This is a genomic window from Leisingera sp. M658, assembly GCF_025144145.1.
Taxonomy (GTDB): Bacteria; Pseudomonadota; Alphaproteobacteria; order Rhodobacterales; family Rhodobacteraceae; genus Leisingera.
In genome coordinates, this window is sequence record NZ_CP083546.1 from 3472053 (window position 1) to 3494864 (window position 22812).

The following is a 22812-nucleotide window of genomic DNA, read 5'->3' on the forward strand; positions in this document are numbered from 1 at the left end:
AGCGCCGCGCCTCCGCGCGGCGCTGGGCCCAACCGGCGGCACGGCATCTTTGATGCCGGTCCGGCGGGCGGGAGCCCCCGATAGCAAATAGGCGGCACCTTGAAGCGCCGCCTATTTTTTAGTTCCGGCGAACCTCAATCAGCCGCGGGCGCGGACCGTTTCCATCAGCGCCAGAAGCGCCGACATGTCCGGGCCGCGCTCCATGCCGGTGACCGCCTTGCGCAGCGGCATGAACAGACCTTTGCCCTTGCGGCCTGTTGCCTCTTTCACAGCGGTGGTCCAGGTCTTCCAGCTTTCACTGTCATACGGGCCTTCCGGCAGCAGCGCCATCGCTTCGGCGATGAACTCCTTGTCCTCGTCGGCTATCAACGGCTCGGCACCATCGCGGCACAGCTCCCACCAGCCCGCCAGATCCTTCAGCGTGGTGATGTTTTCCTTGGCCACATCCCAGAAGGCCGCCTGTTTCGCGGCAGGCACGCCCAGTGCGTCTACATGGCTTTGCACCGCCTCCAGCGGCAGCGACTGCAGGTGGCGGGCGGTCAGCGGATAGAGATCCTCGACATCGAATTTGGTAGGGGCTGCCCCAAAGCGGTTGATGTCGAAGCCATCGATCAGCTCGGCCAATTCCGAACGCAGCTCCACCGGGTCGGAAGAGCCCAACCGCGCCATCAAGGACAGCAGCGCCATCGGCTGCACGCCCGCTTCGCGCAGGTCGCGCAGGGCAAGCGTACCGAGACGCTTGGACAGCGCCTCGCCCTGCGGGCCGGTCAGCAGCGAATGGTGCGCAAAGGACGGTACGGTACCGCCCAGCGCTTCGATGATCTGGATCTGGGTGGCAGTGTTGGTCACATGGTCCGAGCCGCGCACCACATTGGTCACGCCCATTTCGGTGTCGTCCACAACCGAGGCCAGCGTGTAGAGGAACTGACCGTCGCCGCGGATCAGCACCGGGTCCGAGACCGAAGCCGCGTCAATGGAGATATCGCCGAGGATGCCGTCGGTCCATTCAATGCGCTGGTGATCCAGCTTGAAGCGCCAGACGCCATCGCCACGCTCGGCGCGCAGGGCCGCTTTTTCGTCCTCTGACAATGCCAGCGCAGCGCGGTCATAAACCGGCGGTTTGCCCATGTTCAGCTGTTTCTTGCGCTTCAGGTCCAGCTCGACCGGAGTCTCGAACGCCTCGTAGAAACGGCCGATCTCGCGCAGTTTGTCCGCAGCTGCGACATAGCGGTCGAGACGCTCGGACTGGCGCTCCACCTTGTCCCAGGTCAGGCCCAGCCATTCCAGGTCCTGCTTGATGGCATCGACGTATTCTTCCTTGGACCGCTCAGGGTCGGTGTCGTCGATGCGCAGGATGAAAGTGCCGCCAGCCTTGCGGGCGATCAGGTAGTTCATCAGCGCGGTGCGCAGGTTGCCGACGTGGATATAGCCGGTCGGCGACGGGGCAAAACGGGTGGTGGTCATCACGGTTCTCCTGTTGCCGATGCCTTGTCACATGGGCGGCGGATTGTCCAGTTTCAGCAGGGTTAACGCGCCTCGCGGCGCGTGCCTCCGGCGGGGATATTTGGGGCAAGAGGAAAGCGCGGGTCAGCTTGGCTGCACCGGCCAGATTGCGTTGAGGTCTTTCAGGCCGGTGCGGATCAGTTCAGCCAGGACTTCCAGATCGATATCGGCCAGCTTGCTCACATAAAGGCAGCTTCTGCCCAGCTTGTGTTTGCCCAGGCGCGCCAGGATAGCGCCGTAGTCCTGATAGCCCGGCATGATGTAGATCGAATGGCGCCTTGCGTGGCGAGAAGCCGGTGGCAAGAAAGTCTCCTTCGCGTCCCGTTGCATAGCGGTAGTGGTAGCGCCCGTAACCGATGATGGAAGGGCCCCACATCTGCGGCGTGAAAGCGGTGGATTGGCGGAACAGGGCATCCAGCTCTTGCGCTTCCACCGCCTTGCGCTCTGGTTCAACCGTGGCAAGGAAATCTGCAACGCTGGCTCCGGTCGGGACGGTTTTGTTCTGGCTCATGGCGGGGGCCTCCTGCCCGCATCTTAACCCGCATCACGGGATTGTTTACAGCCCTCTGCCGCCGCGGCGCTAGGATGCGGGCAGTCCAATGCAACTTGGAGGTTCCCTGATGACTGTTTCCCTGTCCCGCCGTGCAGCCCTGGCCGGTGCCGCCGCCCTGCCCCTTGCCGCTACCGCAACACCGCTTCTGGCCGGCGCCCACGGCGGCCGCGCCGAAGTACCCATTGCCCATACATTCAAGCTGGGCGAGAAGCCGGTCACCACGCTGCTGGATGCCTCATCCTTGCGTGACGGACCGAAACCGCTGTTTGGCGCGGCGGCCAGCGATGCGGAGTTTGCCGAAGTTTCTGCTGAGAACTTCGTCTCAGCAGAAACACTGCAATTCTACTTCACGCCTACGCTGGTGGATACCGGGGCAGAGCTGGTGCTGTTTGATACCGGGCTTGGCGCAGGCGGTATTGCCAAGGCGCTGGCCGCAGCCGGAGTCACCCCGGACCAGATCAATGTGGTTGTGATCACCCATATGCACCCGGACCACATAGGCGGGCTGATGACAGACGGTACGCCCACCTTTGCCAATGCCCGCTATATCATGGGATCTGCCGAGTATAATTTCTGGTCCCAGATGGAGGCAGGCAACCGGGTTGGTGATCTGGTAGCCAGCAATGTGACGCCGCTGGCAGAGAAAACCACATTCATTGACGACGGCGCCAGCGTGGCGCCGGGGATCACTGCGATGGCAAGCTTTGGCCACACGCCGGGGCATATGGGCTTCATGCTGGAAAGCGGCAACCGGCAGCTGTTGCTGACGGCGGATCTGGCCAATCATTATGTCTACAGCTTTGCCCGGCCCGACTGGGCGTTCAGTTTTGATGCCGATGCAGAGGCCGCCAGCGCGTCGCGCCGGCGGGTGCTGGGGATGCTGGCTGCCGACAAGGTGCCGATGATCGGATATCACATGCCCTTCCCCGCCGCCGGTTTTGTCGAGACACGCGGCGAGGGCTTTCGCTATGTGCCGGTCAGTTATCAGCTGATGGGCTGAGCGGCCCGGTTCAATAGCCGGTTTGCGGCCCGTATCTGCTGCCGTCCGTAAACCGCGACAGGCGGAAGGCGTGCGGATCCACCACGGGGGCGTCGCCGGTCACCAGATCGGCGGCCAGTTTGCCTGCCGCCGGTCCAATGCCAAAGCCGTGGCCGGAGAAGCCGGTGGCAACAAACAGCCCCGGCAGCCCGTCGGCCTGCGAGATCACCGGGATCGCATCCGGAGTGACATCGATCAGCCCGCCCCAGCTTTGCACCACATCGGCGCCTTGCAGCACTGGGAATGCCTTTTGCGCCGTTGACCAGCCGCTTTTCAGCGCCTTTTGCGACGGCGCAGGGTCCAGCACCCGGCACAATTCAAACGGGGTGGTCTGGTTCGGCTGCCAGCGGCGGGCCTGCGCCGCCTCCTCGCGCCAGCGGTCTGACAGGCGAAATTGCAGCGCACGCCATTCCTGGCGGTAGCTGGGCAGGAATTTCCAACCCAGCCGGAAACTGTCGGGCACGATATCGACAATGTTTTCATGAGCATCGGCCACGGTGTAGCCGCCGTCCGCGCGCTTGCGCAGGCCAAGGCTGGCGGCACGGATGGCTGTTTCCGGCCCGCCTTGCACCGGCGAAGTGCGCAGGACCGAGTTCAGAACCTTAAGCTGCGGCAGGTTGATACCGGCATTGCCCAGGAACAGCCGCGACCAGGCACCGCCTGCCACCACCACGGTGGAACAGGCAACGCGTCCGCGTTCGGTCATCACGCCGCTGATGCGGCCTGCAGCGGTTTCAACGCTGCGCACGGCACATTCGGTCATCACCTTGGCACCTGCCGCCTGCGCTGCGGTGGCGATGGCATGGGTGGCCAATTGCGGCTCCGCCCGCCCGTCTATCGGCGTCAGCAGCGCGCTGCGGGTCTTGGTCTGATGGCCCGGCATCAGCTGCTCGATCTGGTCACTGCGGATCATACGGGCGTTCTGCCCCCAGTTGTCAAGATTGCGCAGCCAGCGCTCCAGCTGTGCCTCGCGCATGGCGGTTTCCGCAGTGTAGAGGATGCCGGAGCAGGTAAAGCCGGTTTCCTTGCCGGTGCGTTCGGCCAGCCCTTCCCAGAGCCTGAGCGCCTCGGCCATCAGCGGAATTTCGCGGGGATCGCGGCAGGACATCCGCACCCACCCCCAGTTGCGCGAGCTTTGCTCTGCTGCAATCTGGCCTTTTTCGCACAACAGCACGGAATGTCCGCGTTCAGCCAGTTCCAAAGCCGTCGCTGCGCCAATGATACCACCGCCGATCACAACGGCGTCAACGGCCTTGGGCAAGGCCAGATCGGATTGAAAGTGAGGCAGCTTTGGTCCGGGCATGAGGGCATCTATGCCCGCAGCTGCCCCCTCGGTCCAGCGTACAGGCCGCACAGCGTGCGCCGCTTTTCTGCATTGTGATTTTTCCGCCGCATATCAGGGCGTTATCACTGCGGAAAGCCAGATAGGCAGGAGGCAAGAAAGCGTAGAAACACTGTGCCTTCAATAGGTTACCGCGACCCTCAGGACGGGTCGCGCCAGCGATTCACGATCGGATAGCGCCGGTCCAGCCAGAACGCGCTTGGGGTCAGGCGGGCGCCGGGCGCGGACTGGAAGCGTTTGTATTCGCTGATGTAAACCAGATGCTCGACCCGTTTGGCCACATCCCGGTCGAAACCGGCGGCAACACAATCTGCGATTGAACCATCCTGGTCGACCAGGATATCCAGAATCGCGTCCAGCTCAGGGTAGTCCGGCAGGCTGTCGCTGTCCTTCTGATCCTCGCGCAGCTCGGCACTGGGCGGCTTGTCGATCACATTGGGACGGATCACTTCGCCTTCCGGCCCCTTCATCCAGGGACGGTGATTGGCGTTGCGCCAGCGGCAGGTCTCAAACACCCGTGTCTTATACATGTCCTTGATCGGATTATAGCCGCCGTTCATGTCGCCGTAGATGGTGGCATAGCCCACCGCGACTTCGGATTTGTTGCCGGTGGTCAGCAGCATCTCGCCAAACTTGTTGGACATCGCCATCAGCAGCAGCCCGCGCAGGCGGGACTGGATGTTTTCTTCGGTCAGGCCCGGCTCCATCCCCGCAAACAGCGGCGCCAGCGTTTTGGTGATCGCGGCGCGGCCTTCGGAGATCGGCACATAGTCGTAATGAACGCCCAGCGCCTTGGCGACAGCCTCGGCATCCTCCAGCGATTCCCGGCTGGTATATTCCGAAGGCAGCATCACGCAGCGAACATTCTCAGCACCCAGCGCGTCCACCGCAATCGCCGCGACAATCGCCGAGTCGACACCGCCGGACAGCCCCAGCAGCACCTTCTTGAAGCCGGTCTTGCCCATGTAGTCGCGCAAGGATTCGACCATCACCCGGTAGTCCTGTTCCCACGCGTCCGGCAGATGCGCCTTATCGCCCTCCACCGCGCGCCAGCCGTCTTCGGTGCGCTCCAGATCAAGATGGGCATAAGCCTCGTCAAACACCGGCATCTGCAGCGCCAGGGCGCCGCCCGGGTTCAGCACAAATGAGCCGCCGTCAAACACCTGATCGTCCTGGCCGCCGACCATGTTGAGGTAGATCACCGGCAGGTGGGTTTCGACCGCGCGCGCCACCATGTGGTTGAAGCGCACCTCCATCTTGTTGCGGAAATAAGGCGAGCCGTTGGGGATCAGCAGAAACTCGGCACCGGTTTCGGCCAGGGTTTCCGCGACATCCTCGTGCCAGCCATCCTCGCAGATGGGGGAGCCGATACGGGTGTTGCCGACCGCATAGGGGCCGCCCAAGGGGCCGGCATCAAAAATCCGCACCTCGTCGAACACAGTTTCATTGGGCAGGTGATGCTTGAGGCTGCGCGACGCGATCTTGCCGCCCTTGAGGATCAGGTAAGCGTTGTACAGCCGCCCTCCCTCGATCCAGGGGCCGCCGATTGCCAGCGCGGGACCATCGGCACAGTCTGCCGCCAGCTTTTCAACTTCGGCTATGGCAGCCGTGTGAAAGGCCGGTTTCATCACCAGATCCTGGGTGTTGTAGCCGGTGATGAACATTTCCGGCAGCGCCACCAGATCGGCGCCGGCGGTGCGGCCCTCCTCCCAGGCGGCTTTGGCCTTGGCGGCATTGCCTGTCAGGTCGCCCACCGTGGGGTTCAGCTGCGCCAGTGTCACGCGGAAACGGTCTGCCATGCTGCTTTGGCCCTTTGTAAATGTCCTCCCCCAGCCATTTACCAGATTGACCGCCAAGGAAAAGACCGCAGGGTAAAAGACATTGCGGCCCCGCCTGCGGTAGCTTAGTTTCCGGGCGAGCAACCCAATATGGCAGCAGCACCGTAATTCCTGGGCAGGCAGAGGTTTCAATGACCCGTTTCGGCACCGCATTCACGCTTTCCGCACTTCTGGCACTGGCCGCACCGGCGCTGGCCCAGGAGAGTGACGTCATAACCACCCAGGACGAAATCGGCGGTGTCTACCAAGGCACCTTTAGGGGCGGGCTGCAGCATGGCACCGGCACCTACAAGCTGCCAAGCGGTTATGAATACACCGGTGAATGGGTCGATGGTGAAGTGCGCGGCCAAGGCGTGGCACGTTTTCCGGACGGCTCGGTCTATGAGGGCGGGTTTGCGCAAGGCAAGCCGCACGGGCTGGGCAAACTGACCCGCGCCGACGGCAGCACCTATGAGGGCGGCTGGCAGGATGGGCAAATCCATGGCGACGGCACCTCGGTCTATGCCAGCGGCGTGCGGTATCACGGCAGCTTTGCCGATGGTAAGCGGCACGGCAAGGGCGCAATGTCTTCCCCTGACGGCTATTCTTATGATGGCGATTGGGTTGCCGGCCGCCAGCAAGGCCAGGCCAGGATCACCTACGGCGAGGGCACTGTTTACGCGGGCGCTGTAGCTGACGGCCAGTTGCAGGGCCAGGGCAAGCTGGAGACCTCGGACGGGCTGGTCTACGAGGGCGAATGGGCCGCAAGCCAAATGCATGGCACCGGCCGCCTGATGCAGCCCAACGGCGATATCTATGAAGGCGAGCTGCAAAACGGCCGCCGCCATGGCACCGGCAAGCAGACCTATGCCAACGGCGACGTCTACGCCGGTGACTTTCTGGACGATCAGCGCCACGGCATGGGCACTTTCACCGAAAAAGACGGCTACACCTATACCGGCGAATGGGTGAAGGGACAGATCGAAGGCAAAGGCAAGGCGGTCTATCCGGACGGATCGGTTTATGAGGGTGACTTCCGGGACGACCTTGCTGAGGGTCAGGGCAAGATCACCTATCCCGACGGCTCCACCTACCAAGGCGCTTGGATGGCTGGCGTGATCGAGGGCAAAGGCACCGCGACCTACCCCAACGGCATCACCTATGCCGGGGACTTCCAGAATGCTAAGAACCACGGCCAGGGTGTCATGACCTATGCCGACGGTTACCGGTACGAGGGCGGCTGGCAGAACGGGCAGCGCCATGGCGACGCCAAGGTGACCTATGCCGACGGCTCGGTCTATACCGGTGCGTTTGCGGACAGCCAGCGGCACGGTCAGGGCAAGATCGAAATGCCCGACGGCTTCATCTACGAGGGCAGCTGGCAAGAGGGTAAGATCTTTGGCGACGGTGTCGCGACCTATGCCAATGGCGACGTCTATGAGGGCAGTTTTGTCAACGGCAAGCGGCAGGGGCCGGGCACGATGAAATACGCCAGCGGCCAGCAGGCGGACGGCACCTGGGAAAACGGCGCGCTGATGAGCCGCGAGGCCGGGGACGCCGCGCAGACCGAGTAAGCCAGGCGGGATTTCCAGACCGGAATTCAGGCGCGCCGGAGTGGCGCGCCTTTGCCATTTCAGCCGATACGGATGCGGCTCAGGTGATCGGGCATTGCCACGCCTTCCAGATTGGCAGGGTCCGGCTGCGGCGGCTTCAGCTCCAGTGCCATCGGCACCACCCCGGCCCAGATCGGCAGCGCGTAATCCTCCTCGTCGTCCTTGGGCGGGCCAGAGCGGATCTTGGCGGCGCCTTCCTTGATCGGCATGCGCAGCAGGGCTGTTGCTTTCAGCTCCTGGCCAGTCATCGGGCGCAGCGCGTCCCAGCGGCCGGGAAAGATGTGGTCCACCATCGTTTTCAGGCTGGCCGCCTTGGCGTCTTCATCCGTCACCTTCTCAGCCACGCCGAACAGCATGGCGGAGCGGAAGTTGACCGAATGGTGAAAGGCCGAACGCGCCAGCACGTAGCCATCCATGCAGGTGACGGTCAGGCAGACCTCAGCCCCTTCCATCGCGCGGATTGCCCGGCTGGCTGCGGAACCGTGCCAATAGACGTGATCGCCCTCGCGCCATTGCAGCGTCGGCAGAACCGATGTGCTGCCATTGATTTGATAGCCGATATGGCCTAGCGGCATGGCATCCAGCACCTGATACACGGCTTCGCGGTCGTATAACCCGCGTTCATGCGCGCGGCGCAGGCGGCTGCGTTCGGATTTCAGGGCGGTTTCCACTTCGGACTGGCACATCGGCTGATCTCTTGTTCCTGATTGTCTTTTCACGACAGCTATGCGCAAATTGGCCTATGATTAAGCTCCAGTTCCTTGCAAAATGAGCAGTCCACTATGATTGATCTGTCCGGCATGCTCTCCGGTACAAAGGCTGAACCGCTGTATCAGCAGATCGTCACGGCACTGCGCGGGCGGATCAGTGAAGGCAGCCTGGCGATCGGCACCCGGCTGCCTTCATCGCGGGCGCTGGCGCAGGATCTGGGGGTGGCACGCTCCACTGTGGTGACGGCCTATGATCAATTGGTGGCCGAAGGTTTCGCCGAACCCCGGCGCGGCGCGGGGATCTTTGTTTGCGATGTCGCCCCGATCCGCCCGCCGGCGGCCCCCTCCCGGTCCCTTCGCGCAACGACAGCGCCAGCTCCGGGGATGCTGCTGCCCGGCGTGCCGGATCCGGCGGTGTTTCCGGCGCGGCCCTGGGCGCGCTGTGTTTCACGTGTGGCAAGGATGGATCCGCTAAGCCTCAGCCACCAGGAAGATGCTTTTGGCGATCCAGAGTTGCGTCGCGAGATTGCTGCATATGCTGCCCGCTGGCGCGGGATCGACTGCAGCGCCGAACAGGTTCTGGTCACCAGCGGCGCCCGCGAAGCGCTGGAGCTGACAATGGATTTCCTGGTCGGCGGCGAGGACATCGCATTGGAGGCACCCGGTTTTACCCCGACGCAGCGGTTTGCCCTGTCGCGCGGCTGGGAGGTGCACTGGCTGCGGGCCGGGGAACGCGGCGCGGCAGTGCCGCCGCAGATGGCCAAGGTCACATTGCTGACCCCGTCGCATCAGTTTCCCCTCGGTGGCACCCTGCCCGTCCCGCAGCGGCAGGCCTTTCTGCAAGCGGCCAAGGACCGGGACGGCTGGATCATCGAAGATGATTTCGACAGTGAGTTCCGCTATTCCGGGCAGCCGGTTCCCGCCATGGCCGCGCTCGACCGCGAGGGGCGCTGCATCTATGCGGGCACATTTTCCAAAACATTCTCCCACGCACTGCGTCTGGGATATGCAATCCTGCCGCCCGCGCTGGTGCCAGAGTTCCGCGCCCAGTTTATCCACCCCAGTGCAGGCGCCGCGATCACCGCGCAGCGGCCCCTGGCTGAGTTCATGGCCTCGGGGCAGTACGACCGCCACATCCGCCGCGCCCGCAGGCTATATGCCGAACGTTACTATGCGGCGGCGGAGGCTCTGTCAGCATGGCCAGAGGATTTGGGCTCCTTCCAGCGCCACAATGCCGGGATGCAGATCGCCTTTCATCTGGCCGGCAAGCGATGCGACACGCAGATCTGCCGCGATGCTGCCGAAGCGGGATTCGCCGTCCGGCCTTTGTCCCCGCATGATCCAGCCAAACGGTCACAGGGGCTGCTGATCGGATTTTGCCAAAGCTGCGCCGATGTGCTGCCCGGCCAAATCGGAACGCTGCGCCGGATCGTAGAGCAAAGCTGAAATTCTCTGCCTATGGGCTTTTCATTTACCATTGCCTCTGTATAAATCCCTGCATGACCATTTGCGCAGATATCCCCTTTGCCGACGCCGCGTCCCGCGGTGCCGCTCTGCGCGCCCTACTGATCCTAGCCCGCCTCTGAGCGTGCCCTTCCGGCGCGCCCGCTCAGAGGATTGCCGCACGCGCGCCATCAAAGGCTTATGATGCCCCAAAGGGCTTAGGACAGAGACAAGAGATACCGACATGACCAACAATTCCCCGACTGCCGGCGCAAATTCCGGCGACAAATCCCGTGTTGTCATTTTCGACACAACCCTGCGCGACGGCGAGCAAAGCCCCGGCGCCACCATGACCCATGACGAGAAGCTGGAGATTGCCGGGCTTCTGGACGATATGGGCGTCGACATCATCGAGGCCGGCTTTCCGATTGCTTCCGAAGGCGACTTCCGCGCGGTGTCCGAGATTGCGGAACGCTCGAAGAACTCGGTGATCTGCGGTCTGGCCCGCGCCAGCTTTAAGGATATCGACCGCTGCGCCGAAGCGGTGCGCAAGGCTGCGCAGCCGCGCATCCACACCTTTATCGGCACCTCGGCCCTGCACCGCGCCATTCCAAACCTGACCATGGACGAGATGGCCGAAAAGATCCATGAAACGGTCACCCATGCCCGCAACCTGGTGGACAACGTGCAGTGGTCGCCGATGGATGCGACCCGGACCGAGTGGGATTACCTGTGCCGGGTGATCGAAATCGCGATCAAGGCGGGTGCGACCACCATCAACATCCCCGACACTGTAGGCTATACCGCGCCTGCGGAAAGCGCCGATCTGATCAAGCGCCTGATCGAGACGGTGCCGGGTGCTGACGAGGTGGTCTTTGCCACCCATTGCCACAACGACCTTGGCATGGCGACCGCCAACGCACTGGCCGCGGTTGCGGGCGGAGCGCGGCAGATCGAATGCACCATCAACGGCCTTGGCGAACGGGCCGGCAACACCGCGCTGGAAGAGGTGGTGATGGCGCTGAAGACACGCAATGACATCATGCCCTGGCACACCGGCATCGACACCACCAAGATCATGCATATCTCGCGCCGGGTCTCGACTGTGTCCGGCTTTGTGGTGCAGCCGAACAAGGCGATTGTCGGCAAGAACGCCTTTGCGCATGAGTCCGGCATCCACCAGGACGGGATGCTGAAGAACCGCGAAAACTTTGAAATCATGCGGCCCGAGGATGTGGGCCTCTCCGGCACCTCGCTGCCGCTTGGCAAACATTCCGGCCGCGCCGCGCTGCGTGATAAGCTGGAGCACCTTGGCTATGAGGTTGGTGACAACCAGCTGAAGGATGTATTTGTCCGCTTCAAGGAACTGGCCGACCGCAAAAAGGAAGTGTTTGACGACGACCTCATCGCGCTGATGCGCACTGGTGTGGACGCCGAGAACGACTACCTTAAAGTGGTCTCGATGAAAGTGGTCTGCGGCACCGGAGGCCCGGCGGAAGCCACCCTCGAGATGGAGATCGACGGCAAGGACGTCACCGAGACGGCTGAGGGCGACGGCCCGGTTGATGCTACCTTCAAGGCGATCCGCATGATCCACCCGAACTCTGCCCGTCTGCAGCTGTATCAGGTGCATGCCGTGACCGAAGGCACCGATGCGCAGGCAACTGTGTCGGTGCGGCTGGAGGAAGACGGCATCATCGCCACCGGCGAAAGCGCCAATACAGATACGGTGGTGGCGTCTGCCAAGGCCTATGTGAACGCGCTGAACCGCCTGATCGTGCGCCGCGGCCGGGTTGGCGAAGGCGCTGACACCCGCGAGATTTCCTACAAAGATCTGGCTTGATCCAAGGCTGGACAGACAGGACAAACAGAGGGCGCCCGCTGCGGCGCCCTTTCTTGTTCAATGCGAAATCTCTGGCAGAACGGGGCAGCCGGTACGCGGTTACTTGCGGGAAACGCCCTTGAACAGCGCCGACAGCCGGGCGGTTTCGTCTTCGATCCCAAAGGGGGCGTTGACCACAAACATGCCGCTGCCGATCATCCGGTGCCCGTCCCGGACCGGTGGGAAAGCCACTTCATGCCGCAATGCGCCCGGCAGGGCCTGTGCCTCCAGCGCATTGAGCATCTGCTTGTGCGGGCCATCCTTGAGGATCGGATACCACAGCGCGATGATACCCACATTCCACTTCTTGTGCAGCTGGCCGATGATGCCGGGGATGCGGGCATAATCGGTTTTGATTTCGTAACTCGGGTCGATCAGCATGAGGCCGCGGCGGGGTGTTGGCGGCACCAGCGACATGGCCAGCTCAAACCCGTCCTGCTGATGCACCTTGGCCTTCCAGGGCCTCAGCGCGGCGCGCAGGGCGGCATGTTCCTGCGGGTGCAGTTCGGCAAAATGCATTGCGTCGCCCGGGCGCAGCAAAGAGGCCGCAACCAGCGGCGACCCAGGATAGGCAGTCCCGCCATGCCGGTTCCGGGTTTCTGTCAGAGCATGGTGCAGCGGGTGGTCTGCTGCCAGGCCCTGGTCCGCCAGAATGCGGGTGATGCCCTGCTCTGCCTCGCCGGTCTTGACCGCCTCAGCCGCGTCCAGCTGATAGAGGCCCCGGCCCGCATGGGTCTCAATATAGCTGAGCGGTTTGTCCTTGCGGGTGAGGTAGGCCAGCATCCAGGCAAGCAATGCGTGCTTCTGGACATCGGCCAGGTTCCCGGCATGGTATATGTGCTGATAAGAGAGCATAGGCCCCCTCTAGCGGCAATTACCGCAGGGCGGAAGGGGCAGCGGACGCAGGATAAACGGAATCTCAACCCCGATGGGGCAGACTGCAGTCAGTCGAGATACCGCAGAATGCAGGTCCCTATGCCCCTCAGAACGAGCGCCGTTGCCCTCTTCCTTACAATTCTGGCTATGCTGCTGTGCGCCGCGGCGGCAGTAAGCGCGCAGGGGTATTCGCTGGTTGGCAACCAGTTCTTCCTGCACAAAGCCTCTGCCCCGCAGCCCGGCGCAGCGCCGGGTCCGGCGCCTCAGGCGCTGGCCAGCATTTTACCCGACACTCTGCCTGGTGCAGATCCCGGGCGCGGCGCGGTCTCGCTTGATCCCGGTGCCGCCAGCCTGTTCCGCGGCCGCAGCGGCGGCAGCCTGTTCGCCCCGCTCCTCAGCGCGCCGCCCAGCGTAAGCCGCCTGCTGTCGCTGATCGCCAGCGCCGAGGCGGGCAAGGCAAATTATGATGCCGTGCAGCACGGCGCCAAACGCAAGCCGCCGAAGAAACCCACGCAGATGACCGTTGCCGAGATCAACGCCTGGATCAAAGCAACGCCGGGACAGCCCCATGCCATCGGGCGCTACCAGCTGATCCCCGCAACATTCCGGCGGCTGGTCAAGCATCAGGGCGTGAAACCGCAGGCCCGCTTCTCGCCCGAGCTGCAGGATCAGCTGGCGCATCAGCTGATCGAAGAAGCCGGCTACAGCGCTTTCCTGCAGGCCGAGATGCCGCGCAAGACCTTCATGCTGAACCTGGCCAAGATCTGGGCCGGGCTGCCGACCTCCAGCGGCAAATCCTATTATGAGGGTTATGCCGGTAACAGCGCCAGCCTGACCTGGTCGCATTTTGACGCTGAAATGAAGCGGATTTTCTCCAGCTGACCTGATCCCGCTGCTGCCGGTTCAGGCGGGGTTCTGCGCCCGTTCTGGCCTGACCGCTTGGACGGGGCCTGTTATGACGCCGTGGACTTGGCGGAAAGGCGCTGTTTCACCATAATACGCCCTTTCGCGGCATCGCACTGGCGCTTATAAGGTTGGTGCTGGCGGCTCCTCCGGGAGTCGCCTAAGGTACAATGGCAGCACTCACAGGATCCCTTCTATATGGCGCTTTTCGGAAACTTGGGCGGCCTGTTCTCCTCGGACATGGCCATCGACCTCGGCACTGCGAACACGCTGGTTTACGTCAAGGGCCGCGGTGTCATTCTTTCCGAACCGTCGGTAGTGGCCTATCACGTCAAGGATGGCGTCAAGAAGGTGCTGGCGGTGGGCGAAGACGCTAAGCTGATGCTGGGCCGCACCCCCGGCTCGATCGAGGCGATCCGGCCGATGCGCGAAGGCGTGATTGCCGATTTCGACACCGCCGAAGAAATGATCAAGCATTTCATCCGCAAGGTGCATAAGCGGTCGACATTCTCCAAGCCGAAAATCATCGTCTGCGTGCCGCATGGCGCCACCCCGGTTGAAAAACGCGCGATCCGCCAATCGGTGCTGTCCGCCGGTGCCCGCCGCGCCGGGCTGATTGCCGAACCGATTGCCGCCGCCATCGGCGCCGGCATGCCGATCACCGACCCCACCGGCAACATGGTTGTCGATATCGGCGGCGGCACCACCGAGGTGGCGGTTCTGTCGCTGGGCGACATCGTCTATGCGCGTTCTGTCCGGGTTGGCGGCGACCGTATGGACGAGGCGATCATCAGCTACCTGCGCCGCCAGCAGAACCTGCTGGTCGGTGAAGCCACTGCGGAACGCATCAAGACTTCCATCGGTACCGCCCGGATGCCCGACGACGGCCGCGGCCAGTCGATGCAGATCCGCGGCCGCGACCTGCTGAACGGCGTGCCGAAGGAAATCGAGATTTCCCAGGCCCAAGTGGCCGAGGCGCTGGCCGAACCGGTGCAGCAGATCTGCGAGGCGGTGATGACCGCGCTGGAAACCACCCCGCCGGATTTGGCCGCCGACATCGTCGACCGCGGCGTGATGCTGACCGGCGGCGGCGCGCTGCTAGGTGATCTGGATCTGGCATTGCGCGAACAGACCGGCCTGGCCGTATCCATCGCCGACGAAAGCCTCAACTGCGTGGCGCTGGGGACCGGCAAGGCGCTGGAATACGAAAAGCAGCTGGCCCACGCCATCGACTACGACAGCTAAACGCCCCTGACCGCCTGTATGGCGCCAGCTGACAACGGGCTGGAGGGGCGGCTGGAAGGAGAGACGTGGCAAAGGACAAGTCACAGCGCGACGATTATGCAACCCCGCTGCGGCGTCTGCTGACAGCGGTTTTGTGCCTGTGTCTGGCTGCTGTGTTCATCGTCTGGCGGATCGACAGCCCGCGCGTGGAACGATTTCGCGCCCAGGTGGCTGACCGGGTAGTGCCCAGCATGGATTGGGCCATGGTGCCGGTCACCGCCGCCGTCAATCTGGTGCGCGACTTCCAAAGCTATCAGCGGCTGGCCGAGCAAAACCGGGAGCTGCGCAGCGAGCTGCGGCAGATGCGTGCCTGGAAAGAGGCGGCGCTGCAGCTGGAACAGGAAAACGCCCGCCTGCTGGACTTCAACAACGTGCGGCTGGACCCGCAGCTGACCTATATCACCGGGGTGGTGATGGCCGACAGCGGTTCACCCTTCCGGCAATCGGTGCTGCTGAATGTGGGCAGCCGCGACGGGGTGCATGACGGCTGGGCCGCGATGGACGGGATCGGGCTGGTGGGCCGGATTTCCGGCACCGGGCGCGACACAGCGCGGGTGATCCTGCTGACCGATGCCGCCAGCGCAGTTCCGGCCACCATCCAGCCCTCCGGCCAGACCTCGCTGGTCACCGGTGACAACAGCGCCGCGCCAGTACTGAGCTTTCTGGAAAATCCCGACCTTGTGCGGCCCGGTGACCGGGTGATCTCCTCCGGTGACGGATCAGTGTTTCCAGCGGGCCTGCTGATCGGCCAGGTGGCCAAGGACCGCTCGGGCCGGATGCGGGTGCGGCTGTCCGCCGATTACAGCCGGCTGGAGTTTCTGCGGGTGCTGCGCCACCACGGCACCGAGGTGATCCAGGATCCCGGCGGGCTGGTCGGAGCAGCCCCGGGGGATCCGGTTCCGCAGCCGCGTCCCGAAGGGCTGGGTGGCGGCAGCGCCGAAGGCACGGCTGAGGCCGGCAATGGCTAATACCTCGCCCGCCCGGATCTGGGCTATGCGCGCAGCCTTTCCGGCACTGGCGCTGCTGATCATGTTTTTTCACCTGCTGCCGTTGAACACCGAGCCGAGGTTCTGGGCGCCGCCGGATTTCCTGCTGCTGCTGGCAATCACCTGGTCGCTGCGGCGGCCCGATTTTGTGCCTGCGCTGTCGATTGCGCTGGTCATGCTGCTGGCCGATCTGCTGTTTCATCGCCCGCCTGGATTGCTGGCGCTGCTGACGGTGCTGGCCTGCGAATTTCTAAAGGCGCGTGCAGCCCCGCACCGGGAAAGCACCTTCGTCAGCGAATGGCTGGCAGCCGGCGTGACCCTGATCGGGATGGCCGTTTTGAACCGGCTGATTCTTGTGGTGTTTGGCGTGGCGCAAGCGCCGCTTAGCCTGACTGTGATCCAGATTGTGATGACCATCGCCGCCTATCCGCTGGCAGTTTGGGTCAGCCAGGCTATTCTGGGTGTGCGTAAATTGTCCCCTTCCGAAGCCGAAACCCTGATGAGCCGCCGATGAAACGCAATTCCAAGGATCTGGACGTCTCTCATGGCAAGATGACCCGGCGGGCACTGCTGCTGGGCGGGCTGCAGGTGGCCTTTGCCGGCGGGCTGGCAGCAAGGATGCGTTTTCTGCAGGTGGATCAAGCGGATGAATTCCGCCTGCTGGCCGAGGAAAACCGGATCAACATCCGCCTGCTGCCGCCTGCCCGCGGGCAGATCTTCGACCGCAACGGATTGATCATCGCGCAGAACTCCCCCTCCTACCGGATTACCGTGGTGCCCGAGGATGCCGGCGATGTGGAGGCGGTGATTGATAAGCTGTCGAGCCTGCTGCCGCTGGACCCGGAAGACCTGGAGCGCGCCCGCACCGAGATGCGACGGTCGCCGCCATTCCTGCCGATCACCCTGGCCGACCGGATCGGCTGGGAGGATATCTCCAAAGTGGCGGTGAACGCCCCCGCCCTGCCGGGTGTAACCCCCGAGGTCGGCCTGACGCGGATTTATCCGCAGCTTGGTGATTTCGCGCATGTAGTGGGCTATGTCGGGCCGGTGTCCGACTATGACCTGAGCAAGATGGAAGACCCCGAGCCGGTGCTGCTGATCCCGCGCTTCCAGATCGGCAAGGTTGGATTTGAGGCCAAGCGCGAGGATGTGCTGCGCGGCAAGGCCGGCGCCAAGCGGGTCGAAGTGAACGCCACCGGCCGGGTGATGCGTGAACTGGACCGGCGCGAGGGCATATCCGGTGCAGACATGCAGCTGACTACTGACGCGGAGCTGCAAAACTACGTGCAGGCCCGGCTGGGCCGGGAAAGCGCCGCAGCTGTGGTGATTGACTGCGAAGACGGCGATATCCGCGCGATCTGCTCTTCCCCCAGTTTCGACCCCAATCTGTTTGTGCGGGGCATCTCGGTCGCTGACTACCGGATGCTGACCGAGGACAACTACCGGCCTCTGTCCAACAAGACAGTGCAGGGCACCTACCCGCCGGGTTCCACCTTCAAGATGATCACCGCGCTAGCAGCGTTGGAACAGGGTGTGATCGGGCCGGATGAAACCGTCTGGTGCCCGGGCCATCTGAAAGTTGCCGGCCGCCGCTTTCATTGCTGGAAACGGGCAGGCCACGGGCATGTGGATCTCAACACTTCGCTGAAACGGTCCTGCGATGTTTATTACTACGACGTGGCGATCAAGACCGGGATCGACAATATCTCGGCGATGGCCAACAAATTCGGGCTGGGCATCAGGCACGATTTGCCGATGTCGGCTGTGGCCCAGGGGATTACGCCGACCAAGGAATGGAAAGCGCGTTCCTATGGCAAGGACTGGCTGATCGGCGACACCGCCAACTCCTCAATCGGCCAGGGTTTCACGCTTGCCTCGCCGTTACAGCTGGCGGTGATGACCGCTCGTATCGCCACCGGTCGCAGCGTGACGCCGCGGCTGCTGAAATCGCTCGACGGGGTGGAACTGCCCAGCGGAGCGGGCGAGCCCTTGGATGTCAGCGAAAACAGCCTGCGCATGGTGCGGCGCGGCATGTATTCGGTCAGCAACGACCGCCGGGGCACCGGCTACCGCTCCCGCATCATCGCTGACAACATACGGATGGCCGGCAAAAGCGGCACCAGCCAGGTGCGCAACATCACCGCCGCCGAACGGGCCGCAGGGGTGATCCGCAATGAGGATCTGCCCTGGGACCGGCGCGACCATGCGCTGTACGTCTGTTTTGCCCCCTATGACAAGCCGAAATACGCGGTGGCCGTGGTGGTTGAACATGGCGGCGGCGGCTCCAGAGCTGCGGCGCCGATTGCCCGCGACGTGCTGCTGCAGGCGCTTTACGATGGCACCCCGCCGCTGGAGGCCTACCCCAAGGGGGACCGAAGCCGGATCAAGGCGCAGCAGGAACGGCTGGAGCGCGAACGCGTCAAGCGCCCCTTGGGCAGCAGGAGCAGCAAGGCATGAGCTATCTGGAGTATCACGCCAAATCGACACCCTCCGGCCTGCGCAAAATACTGTATCTTAACTGGGGGCTGACCCTGCTGCTGATCACAGTGTCCAGCGTCGGCTTTCTGATGCTCTATTCGGTGGCCGGCGGCTCGTTCAGCCCCTGGGTCGAACCGCAGGTCAAACGCTTTGCCCTGGGCCTGGGCGTCATGTTTGTGGTGGCAATGATCCCGATCTGGTTCTGGCGCAATGTGTCGGTGCTGGCCTACCTGGGATCCCTGGCGCTGCTGGTCGCGGTGGAGCTGTTCGGCACCGTGGGCATGGGCGCACAGCGCTGGATCGACATCGGTTTCATGCGGCTGCAACCCTCCGAGGTGACCAAGATCGCGCTGGTCATGCTGCTGGCGGCCTATTACGACTGGCTGCCGCCCGAGAAGACCTCGCGTCCCTTGTGGGTGCTGCTGCCAGTGTTCCTGATCCTGCTGCCAACGGCACTGGTGCTGAAACAGCCGGACCTTGGCACCTCGATCCTGCTGATGGCCGCCGGCGGCGGGGTGATGTTCCTGGCCGGTGTTCACTGGGCTTATTTCGTGGCGGTGATCGCAGCCGGCGTGGGGCTGGTCAGCGCGGTATTTCAAAGCCGCGGCACCGACTGGCAGTTGTTGAAGGACTACCAGTTCCGCCGCATCGACACTTTTATGGACCCCTCGCAGGATCCATTAGGCGCGGGCTATCACATCACCCAGTCGCAGATTGCGCTGGGATCCGGCGGCTGGTCCGGACGGGGCTTCATGCAGGGCACGCAATCGCGGCTGAACTTCCTGCCGGAGAAACACACCGACTTCATCTTCACCACCCTGGCGGAAGAGTTCGGCTTCATCGGCGGCGTTACCCTGCTGTTCATTTACATGCTGATCATCCTGTTCTGCATTGCTTCGGCGATTGCCGCCAAAGACCGGTTTTCTTCGCTGGTGATCCTGGGCATTGCCATCACCTTTTTCCTGTTCTTTGCCGTCAACATGTCGATGGTGATGGGGCTGGCACCAGTGGTCGGCGTGCCGCTGCCGATGGTCTCATACGGCGGTTCGGCAATGCTTGTGCTGCTCGGGGCCTTCGGCATTGTGCAAAGCGCCCATATCCACCGCCCGCGCCAATCCTCGCGCTGAAGATCAGGGAGTTTCCATGACCGCCAATGTCCTGTTTGCCGGCCGCACCGATGCCTGGCCCGCTTACCAGCCGCTGCTGAACGCGGAATTCGCCCGTTTGGGCCTGGATGCCGAACTGCGCAATGACTTCGCCCCGGAAGAGGTGGATTACATCGTCTTTGCGCCCAGCGGACCCATCAGCGACTTCACCCGCTTTGATCGCTTAAAGGCCGTGCTGAGCCTTTGGGCGGGTGTGGAAAAGGTCGTGCCCGCCGTGCCTGCCTCCGTGCCGCTCACGCGGATGGTGGATAGCGGGCTGGAGCAGGGCATGACCGAATGGGTGGTTGGCCACACTCTGCGCTATCACCTTGGAATGGATGCGCATATCCTTGGGCAAAACGGGCAATGGGAACCAAAGGCGCCGCCGCTGGCCAAGGACCGCCATGTGACCGTACTGGGTCTGGGCGCCCTTGGGACTGCTTCGGCCAGAGCGCTGTCAGCCCTGGGATTTCAGGTGTCAGGCTGGAGCCGGTCGCAAAAAGAAATCGAAGGCGTCACCTGCCACGCCGGGCCCAAGGGTATGAAGGACGCGCTGGCGCAAGCGGAAATTGTGATCCTGCTGCTGCCCGACACACCCGCCACCGAAAACACGCTGAATGCGGAGACGCTTGGCTGGCTGCCCAAGGGGGCAAAGATCATTAACCCCGGCCGCGGACCGCTGATAGATGATGACGCCCTGCTGGCAGCACTCGGCAGCGGCCGGATCGGGCATGCAACTCTGGATGTGTTCCGCGTTGAGCCGCTGCCGCCGGAGCATCCCTTTTGGGCGCACCCCAATGTGACAGTGACTCCGCATATTGCCTCGGAAACCCGCGAAAGCACAGCTGCCGAAGTGATCGCCGGGAACATCCGCCGCGCCGAGGCTGGAGAGCCGCTGCTGCATTTGGTGGACCGCAGCCTCGGTTATTAGGAAGGGGCTTTGCCCCCTGCGCCAGACGGCGCATTCCCCCAGAGTATTTTCGACCAGAAAGAAGCCCGAGGTCTATCGCTTCTTTCTGGTCCTAAATACCCATTTCAGGGGCATCGCACTGCGCAATGCCGGCTATTGTGCGGTCAAGCCGCGGCCTTGCAGCAGCGCTTCCACACCGGGCAACCGCCCGCGGAACGCCGTGTAAAGCTCAGCCGGGTCAACCGAACCGCCAGTGGATAGAATATGCGCCTCCAACGCCTTGGCGCGTTCGGCATCAAAGGCACCGCCTGCTTCCTCAAAGGCTGCAAAGGCGTCGGCATCCATCACCTCAGACCACATGTAGCTGTAATAGCCCGAGGAATAGCCGTCTCCGGCAAAGACATGGGCGAAATGCGGGGTGGCGTGACGCATGATGATCGCCCGCGGCATCCCGAGTTCTGCGAGCACTTCAGCTTGCTTTGCCATAGGGTCGGAAGGCGCAGGACCGTCGTGAAAGGCCAGATCCACCAGGGCGGAGGCGACATATTCCACCGTCTGGAACCCCATGTCGAAGTTGGCGGCACCCAGCACCTTCTCCAGCATGTCCTGCGGCATCGGTTCGCCGGTTTCCGCGTGGGTGGCAAATTCCTGCAGCACCTCCGGCACTTCCAGCCAGTGTTCATACAGCTGGCTCGGCAGTTCGACAAAATCACGCGCGACCGAGGTGCCCGAGATGCTTTCATAGGTCACATCCGACAGCATTTGATGCAGCGCGTGGCCGAATTCGTGAAACAGGGTGCGGGCGTCGTCCCAGGACAGCAGCGCCGGGTCGCCCTTGGCGAAGTTGCAGACGTTGATCACCACCGGCGCCTGTACCTGCGGGAATTTCGCCTGCTGGCGCATTGCCGAACACCAGGCGCCCGAGCGTTTGGAGCCGCGGGCAAAATAGTCGCCGATGAAGACCGCCACATGGGCACCGTTCCGGGTCACCGTCCAAGCGCGGCAATCCGGGTGGTAGAGCGGCACGTCCAGCGGTGCGAACTCCAACCCGAACAGGCGGTTTGCGCAGGCAAAGCCGGCCTCGATCATCCGGTCAAGCTGCAGGTAAGGTTTCAGCGCCGCTTCATCCAGATCGTGCTCGGCCTTGCGGCGCTTCCCGGCGTAGTAGCGCCAGTCCCAGGGTTCCAGGTCACCGTTGATGCCGTCCGCCTGCATCATCGCGGTCAGGACCTTGGCGTCTTCATCGGCGCGGGACTTGGCCGGGCCCCAGACATCCATCAGCAAGCCGCGTACCGCGTCCGGCGTCTTGGCCATTTCAGTTTCCAGTTTGTAGGCAGCGAAATTCTTATACCCCAATAGCCGGGCACGCTCCTCGCGCAGCTGCAGAGTTTCCGCTGCAATGGCGCGGTTGTCGGTTTCGCCGCCGCCCGCACCGCGGGCTGCCCAGGCGTTAAAGGCTGTTTCGCGCAGATCCCGGCGCGGGGAGAACTGCAGGAACGGCGTGATCAGGGACCGCGACAGGGTCACCACCGGGCCGTCCTTGCCCATTTCCTGCCCCGCCGCACGGGCCGCGCTGATCACGAAGTCCGGCAGGCCTTCCAGATCCTCTTCGGTCAGTTCCATGAACCAGCTGCGCTCATCAGCCAGCAAGTTCTGAGTGAACTCAGTGCCAAGTGTCGCCAACCGCCCCTTGATCTGCTGCATCCGCGTATCCGCCTCGCCTTCCAGCGCCGCGCCGCCACGGACAAAGCCGCGGTGGGTCAGCATCAGGACGCGCTGCTGCTCCTGCGTCAGATCCAGCACATCGCGCTGATCCCAGACCGCCTTGACCCGTGCATACAGCGCCTTGTTGGCGGTGATCGCCGAGAAATGCGCGGCAAGTTTGGGCGAGAACACCCGCTGCAGCTCCTCGCGCTTGGGGTTGCTGTCGGCGCCTGCCACAGTAAAGAACACACCCAGCACCTGCTCCAACTCACGGCAAGGAGTTTCCAGCGCCTCGATCACATTGGCAAACCCAGGCGCCTCGCTGCTGTTTGCGATGGTGTCGATCTGTGCGGTGTGCGCCGCAAGTGCTTGCTCCAGCGCAGGCGCAAAATCGTCGTCTGAGATGCTGTTGAACGGGGCAATTTCAAACGGCGTGTCCCAGCGGGACAGAAGCGGATTGGACATATACGGGTCTCCTTTGCCGGGAACGCTAACGGGAAAGCCGTGGAGCTGCAATTAGGCTTGCAAATGACTGGGCGCACCAGTCCGGAATTTGCGGAACGTCAGCTGGATCCGATGGCCAAAGGCAACTCTGCAAAGGCATTCAATCCACTGCGATCCACG

General features: G+C 63.2%; 18 protein-coding genes. 11 read left to right on the forward strand and 7 right to left on the reverse strand.

What is annotated here, in order from left to right; translation table 11 throughout:
- Nucleotides 1-138 precede the first annotated feature (138 nt).
- Both gltX and K3724_RS24020 read right to left on the reverse strand, forming a co-directional pair.
- On the reverse strand, nucleotides 139-1464 hold the full coding sequence (gltX, locus tag K3724_RS17100) for a glutamate--tRNA ligase (RefSeq protein ID WP_259987532.1): 1326 nt from the start codon (nucleotides 1462-1464) through the stop codon (nucleotides 139-141).
- Nucleotides 1465-1587: 123 nt separating this feature from the next.
- A complete protein-coding gene (locus tag K3724_RS24020; RefSeq protein ID WP_409201384.1) occupies nucleotides 1588-1806 on the reverse strand; it encodes a DUF1801 domain-containing protein in 219 nt (72 codons plus the stop codon).
- 317 nt (nucleotides 1807-2123) lie between these two features.
- On the opposite strand from K3724_RS24020, the gene K3724_RS17110 reads away from it, so the two are divergent.
- Nucleotides 2124-3056, forward strand: coding sequence for an MBL fold metallo-hydrolase (locus K3724_RS17110; RefSeq protein ID WP_259987534.1), 933 nt, complete (start codon nucleotides 2124-2126; stop codon nucleotides 3054-3056).
- A 10-nt stretch (nucleotides 3057-3066) separates the two neighbouring features.
- Here K3724_RS17110 and K3724_RS17115 read toward each other — a convergent pair whose 3' ends face one another.
- Together K3724_RS17115 and K3724_RS17120 are read right to left on the reverse strand one after the other, a co-directional pair.
- Nucleotides 3067-4398: an FAD-binding oxidoreductase gene (locus K3724_RS17115; RefSeq protein WP_259987536.1), complete on the reverse strand. Its 1332-nt coding sequence runs from the start codon at nucleotides 4396-4398 to the stop codon at nucleotides 3067-3069.
- A gap of 179 nt (nucleotides 4399-4577) precedes the next feature.
- Nucleotides 4578-6236, reverse strand: a complete 1659-nt coding sequence (locus tag K3724_RS17120) for an NAD+ synthase (protein ID WP_259987537.1) — start codon at nucleotides 6234-6236, stop codon at nucleotides 4578-4580.
- A 170-nt stretch (nucleotides 6237-6406) separates the two neighbouring features.
- On the opposite strand from K3724_RS17120, the gene K3724_RS17125 reads away from it, so the two are divergent.
- Nucleotides 6407-7828 (forward strand): MORN repeat-containing protein, encoded by a 1422-nt coding sequence (locus K3724_RS17125; RefSeq protein WP_259987545.1) that lies wholly within the window; start codon nucleotides 6407-6409, stop codon nucleotides 7826-7828.
- Nucleotides 7829-7887: 59 nt separating this feature from the next.
- On the opposite strand, the gene K3724_RS17130 is transcribed toward K3724_RS17125, so the two are convergent.
- Nucleotides 7888-8553, reverse strand: a complete 666-nt coding sequence (locus K3724_RS17130; RefSeq protein ID WP_259987548.1) for a pyridoxamine 5'-phosphate oxidase family protein — start codon at nucleotides 8551-8553, stop codon at nucleotides 7888-7890.
- A gap of 96 nt (nucleotides 8554-8649) precedes the next feature.
- Here K3724_RS17130 and K3724_RS17135 point away from each other — a divergent pair, with 96 nt between their 5' ends.
- The gene (locus K3724_RS17135; protein ID WP_259987550.1) at nucleotides 8650-10023 is read left to right on the forward strand and encodes a PLP-dependent aminotransferase family protein; all 1374 of its coding nucleotides are present in this window, start codon (nucleotides 8650-8652) and stop codon (nucleotides 10021-10023) included.
- A 241-nt stretch (nucleotides 10024-10264) separates the two neighbouring features.
- Complete coding sequence (locus K3724_RS17140) at nucleotides 10265-11863, forward strand: 2-isopropylmalate synthase (protein ID WP_259987552.1); 1599 nt, start codon at nucleotides 10265-10267, stop codon at nucleotides 11861-11863.
- A gap of 99 nt (nucleotides 11864-11962) precedes the next feature.
- Here the strand turns inward: K3724_RS17140 and K3724_RS17145 are convergent, their stop codons facing one another.
- Nucleotides 11963-12757, reverse strand: coding sequence for a 23S rRNA (adenine(2030)-N(6))-methyltransferase RlmJ (locus tag K3724_RS17145; protein WP_259987560.1), 795 nt, complete (start codon nucleotides 12755-12757; stop codon nucleotides 11963-11965).
- Nucleotides 12758-12877: 120 nt separating this feature from the next.
- On the opposite strand from K3724_RS17145, the gene K3724_RS17150 reads away from it, so the two are divergent.
- From K3724_RS17150 to K3724_RS17180, 7 genes are all read left to right on the forward strand, one after another.
- Nucleotides 12878-13660 (forward strand): hypothetical protein, encoded by a 783-nt coding sequence (locus K3724_RS17150; protein ID WP_259987562.1) that lies wholly within the window; start codon nucleotides 12878-12880, stop codon nucleotides 13658-13660.
- A 219-nt stretch (nucleotides 13661-13879) separates the two neighbouring features.
- Nucleotides 13880-14926, forward strand: coding sequence for a rod shape-determining protein (locus tag K3724_RS17155; RefSeq protein ID WP_027257685.1), 1047 nt, complete (start codon nucleotides 13880-13882; stop codon nucleotides 14924-14926).
- Nucleotides 14927-14991: 65 nt separating this feature from the next.
- On the forward strand, nucleotides 14992-15933 hold the full coding sequence (mreC, locus tag K3724_RS17160) for a rod shape-determining protein MreC (RefSeq protein ID WP_259987564.1): 942 nt from the start codon (nucleotides 14992-14994) through the stop codon (nucleotides 15931-15933).
- Nucleotides 15926-16465 carry a rod shape-determining protein MreD gene (locus tag K3724_RS17165; protein ID WP_259987566.1) on the forward strand — a complete coding sequence of 180 codons (540 nt, stop codon included), beginning with the start codon at nucleotides 15926-15928 and terminating at the stop codon, nucleotides 16463-16465. The genes mreC and K3724_RS17165 overlap by 8 nt, the downstream gene beginning before the upstream one ends.
- Nucleotides 16462-18408 carry a penicillin-binding protein 2 gene (gene mrdA / locus K3724_RS17170; RefSeq protein ID WP_259987568.1) on the forward strand — a complete coding sequence of 649 codons (1947 nt, stop codon included), beginning with the start codon at nucleotides 16462-16464 and terminating at the stop codon, nucleotides 18406-18408. Before K3724_RS17165 ends, mrdA begins: the two co-directional genes overlap by 4 nt.
- Nucleotides 18405-19556 carry a rod shape-determining protein RodA gene (gene rodA, locus K3724_RS17175; protein ID WP_259987570.1) on the forward strand — a complete coding sequence of 384 codons (1152 nt, stop codon included), beginning with the start codon at nucleotides 18405-18407 and terminating at the stop codon, nucleotides 19554-19556. The genes mrdA and rodA overlap by 4 nt, the downstream gene beginning before the upstream one ends.
- A gap of 16 nt (nucleotides 19557-19572) precedes the next feature.
- Nucleotides 19573-20505, forward strand: a complete 933-nt coding sequence (locus K3724_RS17180) for a glyoxylate/hydroxypyruvate reductase A (protein ID WP_259987572.1) — start codon at nucleotides 19573-19575, stop codon at nucleotides 20503-20505.
- A gap of 132 nt (nucleotides 20506-20637) precedes the next feature.
- Here the strand turns inward: K3724_RS17180 and K3724_RS17185 are convergent, their stop codons facing one another.
- Nucleotides 20638-22653, reverse strand: coding sequence for a M3 family metallopeptidase (locus K3724_RS17185; RefSeq protein WP_259987574.1), 2016 nt, complete (start codon nucleotides 22651-22653; stop codon nucleotides 20638-20640).
- Between the last annotated feature and the right edge of the window lie 159 nt (nucleotides 22654-22812).

Coding starts and splice junctions, on each gene's coding strand:
- mrdA (WP_259987568.1), top strand. CDS start 16,462: ATGAAACGCAATTCCAAGGATCTGGACGTCTCTCATGGCAAGATGACC.
- K3724_RS17145 (WP_259987560.1), bottom strand. CDS start 12,757: ATGCTCTCTTATCAGCACATATACCATGCCGGGAACCTGGCCGATGTC.
- K3724_RS17135 (WP_259987550.1), top strand. CDS start 8,650: ATGATTGATCTGTCCGGCATGCTCTCCGGTACAAAGGCTGAACCGCTG.
- K3724_RS17180 (WP_259987572.1), top strand. CDS start 19,573: ATGACCGCCAATGTCCTGTTTGCCGGCCGCACCGATGCCTGGCCCGCT.
- K3724_RS17140 (WP_259987552.1), top strand. CDS start 10,265: ATGACCAACAATTCCCCGACTGCCGGCGCAAATTCCGGCGACAAATCC.
- K3724_RS17165 (WP_259987566.1), top strand. CDS start 15,926: ATGGCTAATACCTCGCCCGCCCGGATCTGGGCTATGCGCGCAGCCTTT.
- K3724_RS17125 (WP_259987545.1), top strand. CDS start 6,407: ATGACCCGTTTCGGCACCGCATTCACGCTTTCCGCACTTCTGGCACTG.
- K3724_RS17115 (WP_259987536.1), bottom strand. CDS start 4,398: ATGCCCGGACCAAAGCTGCCTCACTTTCAATCCGATCTGGCCTTGCCC.
- rodA (WP_259987570.1), top strand. CDS start 18,405: ATGAGCTATCTGGAGTATCACGCCAAATCGACACCCTCCGGCCTGCGC.
- K3724_RS17120 (WP_259987537.1), bottom strand. CDS start 6,236: ATGGCAGACCGTTTCCGCGTGACACTGGCGCAGCTGAACCCCACGGTG.
- K3724_RS17185 (WP_259987574.1), bottom strand. CDS start 22,653: ATGTCCAATCCGCTTCTGTCCCGCTGGGACACGCCGTTTGAAATTGCC.
- K3724_RS17130 (WP_259987548.1), bottom strand. CDS start 8,553: ATGTGCCAGTCCGAAGTGGAAACCGCCCTGAAATCCGAACGCAGCCGC.
- gltX (WP_259987532.1), bottom strand. CDS start 1,464: ATGACCACCACCCGTTTTGCCCCGTCGCCGACCGGCTATATCCACGTC.
- K3724_RS17150 (WP_259987562.1), top strand. CDS start 12,878: ATGCCCCTCAGAACGAGCGCCGTTGCCCTCTTCCTTACAATTCTGGCT.
- K3724_RS17110 (WP_259987534.1), top strand. CDS start 2,124: ATGACTGTTTCCCTGTCCCGCCGTGCAGCCCTGGCCGGTGCCGCCGCC.
- K3724_RS17155 (WP_027257685.1), top strand. CDS start 13,880: ATGGCGCTTTTCGGAAACTTGGGCGGCCTGTTCTCCTCGGACATGGCC.